The sequence below is a fragment of the Streptomyces sp. JK94 genome, from assembly GCF_053613315.1.
On record NZ_JBSICH010000067.1, the window covers coordinates 1 to 7,505 of the forward strand.

The window sequence follows — 7,505 nt, forward strand, 5'->3', positions numbered from 1 at the left end:
AGAGACCGTTCTCTTTCCGAACCTCGTGTGACGTCTTCGCTGGTCAGGCATGAAGTAGCAGCTGCTGCGGGAGCCTGGGCTTGTTGCCGGGCGAGATGTCGTGGAGGTAGCGGATGCCGTCGATGCGGGCGGTTCTGGAGACGCGGCAGAAGGCCGCAGCCGCGCAGGTGAAGGACCTCGAAGCCGAGCTGGAACGGGTGCGGGCGGCTCTGGCGGAGGCGGAGGAGGTGCACCGGCGCCGGGTGATCGGTCTGGAGCAGTATCTGGAAGCGTTGGCCGAGGAGAACGCACCCGCCGACGGGGCCGGCGAGGTGCCGCGGAGGAAGGCGGTCGGGCCTCGCCGGGCGGTGCCGCACCGGCGACACGCGAGTGGGGTGGCGGAGTTGTCGCCGGACTACCAGGCGTTGATGGCCGCCGCGGTCGATGCGGGAGGCGACGGGCTGGGTGCCCGGCGGGCGGCGGTGGTGCTGGGCTGGGACAGCGCGTCCGCCTCCCGCGTCGAAGGGGCGAGGGCCCGGCTGAAACGGCTGGTGGAACGGGGCTGGCTGGTCGAAGCGAAACCGGGCAGGTTCATGCCGCCCGCGCCGCAACAGGCTCCTGACACCGGGCGGCCAGGCGGCGGCTCATGAGCATGGTCATCGACCACAGGATGACCGCTTCGCTGGTGTCGGTGCGCCGCTCGTAGTCCCGGACCAGGCGCCGACTGCGCAGGCACCAGGCGAGAGACCGTTCCACGACCCAGCGGCGGGGCAGGACCTGGAAGCCGCGGATGTCGTCGCTGCGGCGGACGATGTCCAGGACGACGCCGAGCTGCGTTGCGCTCCAGTCGACGAGGTGGCCGGTGTAGCCGCCGTCGGCCCACACCCGTGCCAGCCGCCCGAAGCGGCCCCGGGCCGCGGGCAGCAGGAGGCGGGCGGCGTCCCGGTCGGTGGTCGACGCCGGGGTGACCAGCACTGCCAGCAGCAGACCGAGCGTGTCGGTGAGCAGGTGCCGCTTGCGTCCATTGATCTTCTTGCCCGCGTCGTAGCCCCGCGAGGTGAGGGCGACGGTGGCGTCCGCCTTCACCGACTGCGAGTCGATGACCGCCGCACTCGGCTCCCGGTCGCGTCCCTCGGCATCACGGACCGCCTCGCGCAGCCGGTCATGCAGCTCGGCCACGAGTCCCGCGTCCCGCCAGCGGGCGAAGAAGGCATACACCCGCGGCCAGGGCGGGAAGTCCGACGGCATCGCCCGCCACTTGATGCCGTTGTCGACGAGGTAGCGCACCGCGTCGATCATCTGCCGGTGGCAGTAACCCTCCGGCCGCCCGCCCCGGCCGGCCAGCCATCCCGGAACCGGCAGCAGATCCCGCACTGCTGCCCACTCGGCATCGCTCATGTCCGAGCCGTACCGGGGCCGGCGCCCCGGGCGGTCGGCCGCATTCCCGAACCTGTGGGCGAGACAGTCACACCCAGGAGTGGACGGACTGGACCCGGCCACTGCGACCACGCGACACTTCGACAACAGGGCCTCTTGCTCCTCGCTGGACTCGACATCCGCGAGCTACCAAGAGGCCCTTCCTTCATGTCCGAACACCCGACAACTCACCCGATCCAGCACCCTGTTCGAGCCCCGGCCGAGCACCCGCACGGATAGAGAACAGCCAGTGAGACGAGGGTGACGTGGTGGTGCCAGCCTGGCCAGGTTCGGCCTTCGAAGTGGGCCAGGCCGAGGGCCTGTTTCATCTCGCGGTAGTCGTTCTCGATGCGCCAGCGGAGTTTCGCGGTGCGCACGAGGACGGGCAGCGAGGTGGTCTCGGGCAGGTTGGAGAGCCAGAACTGCACGGGCTCGTCCTGGTCGGCGGGCCATTCGGCCAGTAGCCAGCGGACCGGAAGTTCGGTGCCGGCCGTGGCCTTGCGGATCTCGCGTCCGGCGGGCCGGATCCGCAGGGCCACGAAGCGCGAGTACATGCGTTTGTGTCCGCTGCGGCCACTGCCGGGCCGGGAGCCCTCCCGCCACTGCACCGGCCGCGCGGCGCGTTTCCCGGCCGCGATGACCAGGCTCTTCACGGTCTGCGCCGACTCGGGGTAGGCAGACACCGGCCGCCGGCCCAGACCGGAATAGGCCGGGGTGCAGGGCTGTGCGTCCTCGGGCTGCGCGGTGGTCGTGGTCGAGATGCCCACCACGTAGTCGAGACCGCGTTCCTCCAGACCGATGCGGAACGCGGCGGTATCCCCATAGCCGCCGTCGGCGATGACCTGGGGCACCTCGATGCCCCAGGACCGCGTCTCGTCGATCATGTCGAGGGCCAGCTGCCACTTCTCGACATGCCCCACCTCGGCCGGAATGGCGCACTTGGCACGGCGGGCGACCTTGGCCGGATCGGCCTTTGGCGAAGCGGGATCCCAGCTCCCGGGCAGGAACAGACGCCAGTTCACCGCCGCCGAGGCGCCGTCGGAAGCCAGGTGCAGCGAGAGGCCGGCCTGGCAGTTGGTGACCTTGCCCGCCGTGCCGGTGTACTGCCGGGCCACGCACGCGGACGCGTCCCCGTCCTTGAGGAACCCGGTGTCATCGATGATCAGTGCAGTGCGCTTGACGACCGGCTGCATGCGCCAGGCCAACCGGGCCCGCACATGCGCCGCATCCCACGGGCTCGAGGTCACGAAGTGGGCCAGGGCCTGCCGGTTCCCGTCCTCGCCCAGGCGGGCAGCCATCGGCTCCACCGACTTACGCACGCCCTCCAGCAGCAGACCCCGCAGATAGACCCCGCCCCACCGCCGCTGATCCGCCCGCGCGAACGGCTCGAACATCTCCGCCGCGAAGTCCTCCAGATCACACCGGACCGCAGCCAACTCCCCACCCAGCACACCCGGTCAACGACAAGCCCGATCAAGAAGACACGCCAGCACGAACCGCACGTGACCAAGCCCTACTAGTGCTGCTCCGCGTTAGTTCGTGGAGGGGTGCGGTTGGTCAGGCGGGAGTGTCGAGGTAGAGGCCGCCGGCGCAGTCCAGGCAGTCTTCGGGGCTGCCGGAGGGCAGTCCCGTGGGGAGGAAGTTGTCCTGGTAGCCACCTCGGCTTGCGAGGTAGAGGGCGAAGCCCCAGGTATGCAGGACTCCGGTGAAGCGCAGGCGGCACAAGGGGAGTTCCTCCCCGTCCTTCAGTTCGGCTGCCACGTAGGCGAATCCGGCACGGAAGCGGACGTCGACCCGGGCCAGTTGCGGCCAGCGTGCCTGGGCGTGGGTGTTCAGGCGCTGGCGCAGGTGATGCTGCATGGACTCGGGCGGGTTCTTCGGCACGGGCCCATCCTGCCGGGTGTGGCACCGGTCCGCCATGATCGTCTGCCGTGCATGGTGAAGGACGGGCGGGGACGGCGGTCGCGGTGGTGCTCGAGCGGGAGGTCCGCGAGCGGCTGATACGAACAATCTGCTCACCGAAGTCCCAGGTGCGGGCCGTGTTGCGGGCCCGGGGCGTGCTCGCGGCGGCGGACGGGCGGGCCAACGGCGCGATAGCGAGGGAGCTGGAGGTCAGCGTGAACACGGTGCGCAAGTGGCGGGGCCGCTTCGCCGCCGGCGGCCCGGACGGTCTGCGGGACGCCGAGCGGTCGGGACGGCCGAGGACCTACGGGCCCAACGTGCGGGTGGCGATCGTGGCCATGGCCACCAGCGCACCGCCGCATCCGGAAGCTGGTCGCACCGGACCATCGCCGCCCAGGTCGCGGGGACCTGCTTCGCGCCGGTCTCAGCCTCGCAGGTCGGGCGGATCCTGGCGGACCTGGACCTGAAGCCGCACAAGGTCCGCGGCTGGCTCACCCGCCGCGACACCCCCGACTTCTGGGTACGCGCGGCGGACGTGTGCGCCCTCTACCTCGACCCGCCCAAGGATGCGGTGGTGCTCTCGATCGACGAGAAGACCGCGATCGCCGCCCGCTCGCGCCGGTATCCCGGGCGCCCCGCCGCTCCCGGCAAGGCCGCCCGCCAGGAGTTCGAATACCGCCGCCACGGCACCGCTTCCCTTGTTGCCGCCCTGGACGTGACCAGCGGCGAAGTGCTCACCGAGGTGATCGCCCGCAACGACGCGGCGACCTTCACCGCGTTCCCATGACCGGTCATCAAGATGTCACCGCGCGCCCCTCGCACAGCCACCTCAGAGCCCTTTCAGCACGACAAGGACAATCCCGATGAACCACTGCTCAGCAGCCCAGCTGGCGGAGAACACCTCATCCTCATGCGCTCGCCTGATACTGGGAAGCGAGGCCTCCCAGGACACCTTCCCCAGCACCTGGACATGGACAGCCGTCGTCGGCCTCGCCGCCCTGATCACCAGTACGTACTTCTCCCTCGACCAGGAAAAGCATGCGTGCCAAGCAGGCGAAGCGCTTCCAGTCGGATTACGAACTGCTCAACGAGACCGTCGTCCTCCTCGACAAACTCGCCGGCATCACAGGGCAGAAGGCGAACCTGGCCAAGCTCGGTGAACTCCTGAGCTTGTTCTTTAATCTAGGGCTGTGCCGTGGCGGGTGCTCGTCAGCGCGTTGCGGCTGAGCTCTGCGAGATGAGCGTCCAGTGGCTGGAGTCGTCCTGGCAAGGACTCTCGAAGGTCCCACCATCGGATGGCCGCGATCTCGTCGTTGGGCTGGAATAGCGGCGAGACGTCAGCGACCTGGCCGGTGAACAGGGCACCGTATTCGGCACGCTCGTCGGGCGCCAGGGTGAAGCCCGCGAAGCCGACGAAGCAGAGTTGCCCGTGGGGCACGTGACTGGTTTCCTCCAGCAACTCGCGCGCGGCTGCCTGGCGAGCAGCCTCGCCGGGATCGATCCGCCCGCCTGGCAGTTCCCACGCCTGCCGGAACCGGTTGAAGGCCATCAAGACGCGGCTGCCGTGCCACAGGGCCACCAGCGCAACCGGCAGGGGTGCATCACCAGGTGGCTTGTCTTCCGCTCCTCGGACGAAGGTGACCAGGGCGTTGCCGCGGTCGTCAACGGCGAGCGGTGGAGAGTCGGGAGCAGCCACCTCGACATGATGCCCGCCTGCTCTGGTGATAGCCCGACCCGTGCGCGTTCTGCGAACAGTTCCTCGAACGGGTTCGCTGAGGTGGGTGTTCGCCGGACGTGGGGGCGGCCTTCGTCTGATCATGTGGTCCGACCAAGGTGCACGTGACCACGACGAAGGCCGTGAGGGTGAGTCTGCTGCCTGATGCTGTCCGGAGGGAAGCGTTCGAGGAAGCGTCACGCTTCCGGGGCGAGTTCTACGAGTGTCTGGCCGCTCGACGCGACGAGTTGTTCGAGCTGGTGGACGCGGTGCTGTGTGCGGACGGTGCGGTGAAGTCCCCGGTGGATTTGACGCTGCTGCCCGAGCATCGTCGTGGGCACGGAGCGATGTACGGCGGCTTGAACCACGGCCGGATCGACGTCGGCCGGCTGCGGATGGTGCTGTCCGGGCTGTCGCTGCCGCGGTTCGACGGCGGGCGCCTGGTCCTGGCGGTCGATGTGTCGCCGTGGCTTCGTTCGGACGCGCCGTGTTCGGCGGAGAGGCTGTTCTGCCACGTCCACGGCCGGGCGAAGACGGCGTCGCAGTTCATTCCAGGCTGGCCGTACTCCTTCGTGGCCGTGCTGGAGCCGGGTGCCACGTCCTGGTCCGCCGTCCTGGACGCGGTGCGGCTCGGCCCTGCGGACGACGCGACCGCGATCACCGCCGCCCAGCTCCGAGGAGTGGTTGAGCGGCTCATCGCCGCGGGCCAGTGGCAGACCGGAGACCCGCATATCGTGATCGTCAGCGACGCGGGCTACGACGTCACCCGCCTGGCCTGGGTCCTGCGCGATCTGCCGGTCGAGCTGGCCGGGCAGGTCCGCTCCGACCGCGTCATGCGTCTGCCGAAACCACCGAGGATGCACGGCGTCAACGGCCGGCCGCCCAAGCACGGCCTGGAATTCCGCTTCACCAAGCCGGACTCCTGGCCCGAGCCCGCGATCACCACGGTCACCGACACGACCAACTACGGCAAGGCCGAAACTCAGGCGTGGGACCGCGTCCACCCCCGGCTGACCCACCGCTCCTCCTGGCTCGACCACGACGGTGAACTTCCGTTGGTTGAAGGGACGTTGATGAGGTTGAAAGTCGGGCATCTGTCGAAGGACCGGGATGCCCCGCCGGTGTGGTTATGGTCCTCCAAGGCCGGCGCCACCCCGGACGACGTGGACCGTTTCTGGCAGGCATTTCTCCGCCGCTTCGATCTGGAGCACACCTTCTGCTTCGCGAAGCAGACCCTGGGCTGGACCACTCCGAAACTTCGTACTCCCGAGGCGGCGGACCGCTGGACCTGGATCCTGATCGTCGCTCACACCCAGCTCCGGCTCGCCCGCCCCCTCGCCGCGGACCTCCGCCGGCCCTGGGAGAAACCCGCCACCTCCGACCGGCTCACCCCGGCCCGGGTCCGCCGAGGGTTCAGGAACATCCCCACTCACCTCGCCTGCCCGACCCGTGTTCCCAAACCCCGAGGCGCCGGCCCCGGACGGCCACCCGGCGCCAAGAACAAACACCGGGCACCCCGCTACGACGTCGGCAAGACCGTCAAACGCCCCGAGACCCTCAAGGCCATCGGCAATCCTGGAAGATCTTGGTAGATAAAGAACAAGCTAAGAGGTCCTAACAAAGCCGCTGGACGTGGCGGTGGGTGATCAGGCAGACGGCGAGGCCCAGGAATGCTTCGTGGATGTCGTCGCGTCGTTCCCAGCGGATGCGCAGGCGGCGGAAGCCGTGGAGCCAGGCGATCGTGCGCTCAACGACGTAGCGGAAGGTGCCCAGGCCGGTGCCGTGCGGCTCGCCTCGCTTCGCGATCACGGGGCGTATGCCTCTCTGCCAGAGCAGGCGGCGGTACTTGTCGTGGTCGTAGCCGCGGTCGGCCAGCAGTGCATCCGGGCGCCGGCGCGGCCTGCCGACCCGGCCCGCGACGGCGGGAATCTTGTCGAGCAGCGGCTCGAGTTGGGTGACGTCATTGCGGTTGCCGCCGGTCAGCGACACCGCGAGCGGGATGCCCTGGCCGTCGACGATGAGGTGGTGTTTGCTGCCCGGCCGTGCGCGGTCGACCGGGCTGGGCCCGCTTTTGGGCCCCGTCGGGCGGCCCGCACATGCGAGGAGTCGATCACCGCCCGTTCCCAGTCCAGCTGGTTCTTCGACCGCAGCTCGTTCAGCAGCAGCTGGTGCAGCTGGTCCCAGACGCCGGCCTCGTTCCAGGCCGCAAGGCGCCGCCAGCAGGTCATGCCCGAGCCGAAGCCGAGTTCCTGGGGCAGGTACTCCCACTGGATTCCGGTGTGCAGGACGAAGAGGATGCCGCACAGGGCCTGCCGGTCTGGCACCCGCGGTCTGCCCTCGGCCTTCTTCGGACCCGGCTGCGGCAGCAACGGCTCGACCAGCGACCACAGTTCGTCCGACACGATCCACGGCCGCGACTGACGGTTTCCCATGCCCAGACATACGGGCAGAGCGGCCGACAGCCTCATGATCAGCAGCTTTTGTTAGAGCCAGT

Annotated in this window: 9 protein-coding genes and 2 pseudogenes; 6 read left to right on the forward strand and 5 right to left on the reverse strand. The window is 69.3% G+C overall.

All coding sequences use genetic code 11. The features are described 5' to 3' along the window. Positions 1 to 122: 122 nt before the first annotated feature. On the forward strand, positions 123 to 629 hold the full coding sequence (locus tag ACVV2G_RS32915; protein ID WP_453842056.1) for a hypothetical protein: 507 nt from the start codon (positions 123 to 125) through the stop codon (positions 627 to 629). Here ACVV2G_RS32915 and ACVV2G_RS32920 read toward each other — a convergent pair. From ACVV2G_RS32920 to ACVV2G_RS32930, 3 genes are all read right to left on the reverse strand, one after another. After that, positions 571 to 1,377: an IS5 family transposase gene (locus ACVV2G_RS32920; RefSeq protein ID WP_453842038.1), complete on the reverse strand. Its 807-nt coding sequence runs from the start codon at positions 1,375 to 1,377 to the stop codon at positions 571 to 573. The genes ACVV2G_RS32915 and ACVV2G_RS32920 overlap by 59 nt on opposite strands. A gap of 206 nt (positions 1,378 to 1,583) precedes the next feature. Then, complete coding sequence (locus tag ACVV2G_RS32925; protein WP_453846437.1) at positions 1,584 to 2,846, reverse strand: IS701 family transposase; 1,263 nt, start codon at positions 2,844 to 2,846, stop codon at positions 1,584 to 1,586. Between the two features lie 106 nt (positions 2,847 to 2,952). Then, positions 2,953 to 3,279 (reverse strand): hypothetical protein, encoded by a 327-nt coding sequence (locus ACVV2G_RS32930; RefSeq protein WP_453846438.1) that lies wholly within the window; start codon positions 3,277 to 3,279, stop codon positions 2,953 to 2,955. Positions 3,280 to 3,452: 173 nt separating this feature from the next. On the opposite strand from ACVV2G_RS32930, the pseudogene ACVV2G_RS32935 reads away from it, so the two are divergent. The 4 genes and pseudogenes from ACVV2G_RS32935 to ACVV2G_RS32950 all read left to right on the forward strand — a co-directional run. Further along, positions 3,453 to 3,542, forward strand: a pseudogene (locus ACVV2G_RS32935) (hypothetical protein); the annotation flags it as partial. After that, on the forward strand, positions 3,522 to 3,764 hold the full coding sequence (locus ACVV2G_RS32940) for a helix-turn-helix domain-containing protein (protein ID WP_453846442.1): 243 nt from the start codon (positions 3,522 to 3,524) through the stop codon (positions 3,762 to 3,764). The pseudogene ACVV2G_RS32935 and the gene ACVV2G_RS32940, both read left to right, overlap by 21 nt. 107 nt (positions 3,765 to 3,871) lie before the next feature. Then, positions 3,872 to 4,084 (forward strand): hypothetical protein, encoded by a 213-nt coding sequence (locus tag ACVV2G_RS32945; RefSeq protein ID WP_453846439.1) that lies wholly within the window; start codon positions 3,872 to 3,874, stop codon positions 4,082 to 4,084. Positions 4,085 to 4,335: 251 nt separating this feature from the next. Continuing rightward, the gene (locus tag ACVV2G_RS32950; protein ID WP_453846440.1) at positions 4,336 to 4,524 is read left to right on the forward strand and encodes a hypothetical protein; all 189 of its coding nucleotides are present in this window, start codon (positions 4,336 to 4,338) and stop codon (positions 4,522 to 4,524) included. On the opposite strand, the gene ACVV2G_RS32955 is transcribed toward ACVV2G_RS32950, so the two are convergent. Next, positions 4,475 to 4,993 (reverse strand): NUDIX domain-containing protein, encoded by a 519-nt coding sequence (locus ACVV2G_RS32955; RefSeq protein WP_453846441.1) that lies wholly within the window; start codon positions 4,991 to 4,993, stop codon positions 4,475 to 4,477. The two genes, ACVV2G_RS32950 and ACVV2G_RS32955, sit on opposite strands and share 50 nt — an antisense overlap. Before the next feature lie 167 nt (positions 4,994 to 5,160). On the opposite strand from ACVV2G_RS32955, the gene ACVV2G_RS32960 reads away from it, so the two are divergent. Then, entirely contained in the window at positions 5,161 to 6,603 is a 1,443-nt protein-coding gene (locus tag ACVV2G_RS32960; RefSeq protein WP_453846443.1) for an NF041680 family putative transposase, read from the forward strand. A gap of 22 nt (positions 6,604 to 6,625) precedes the next feature. On the opposite strand, the pseudogene ACVV2G_RS32965 reads toward ACVV2G_RS32960, so the two are convergent. Next, positions 6,626 to 7,479 (reverse strand): annotated as a pseudogene (locus tag ACVV2G_RS32965) (IS5 family transposase). Positions 7,480 to 7,505: the final 26 nt, after the last annotated feature.

Coding starts and splice junctions, on each gene's coding strand:
- ACVV2G_RS32915 (WP_453842056.1), top strand. CDS start 123: ATGCGGGCGGTTCTGGAGACGCGGCAGAAGGCCGCAGCCGCGCAGGTG.
- ACVV2G_RS32950 (WP_453846440.1), top strand. CDS start 4,336: ATGCGTGCCAAGCAGGCGAAGCGCTTCCAGTCGGATTACGAACTGCTC.
- ACVV2G_RS32920 (WP_453842038.1), bottom strand. CDS start 1,377: ATGAGCGATGCCGAGTGGGCAGCAGTGCGGGATCTGCTGCCGGTTCCG.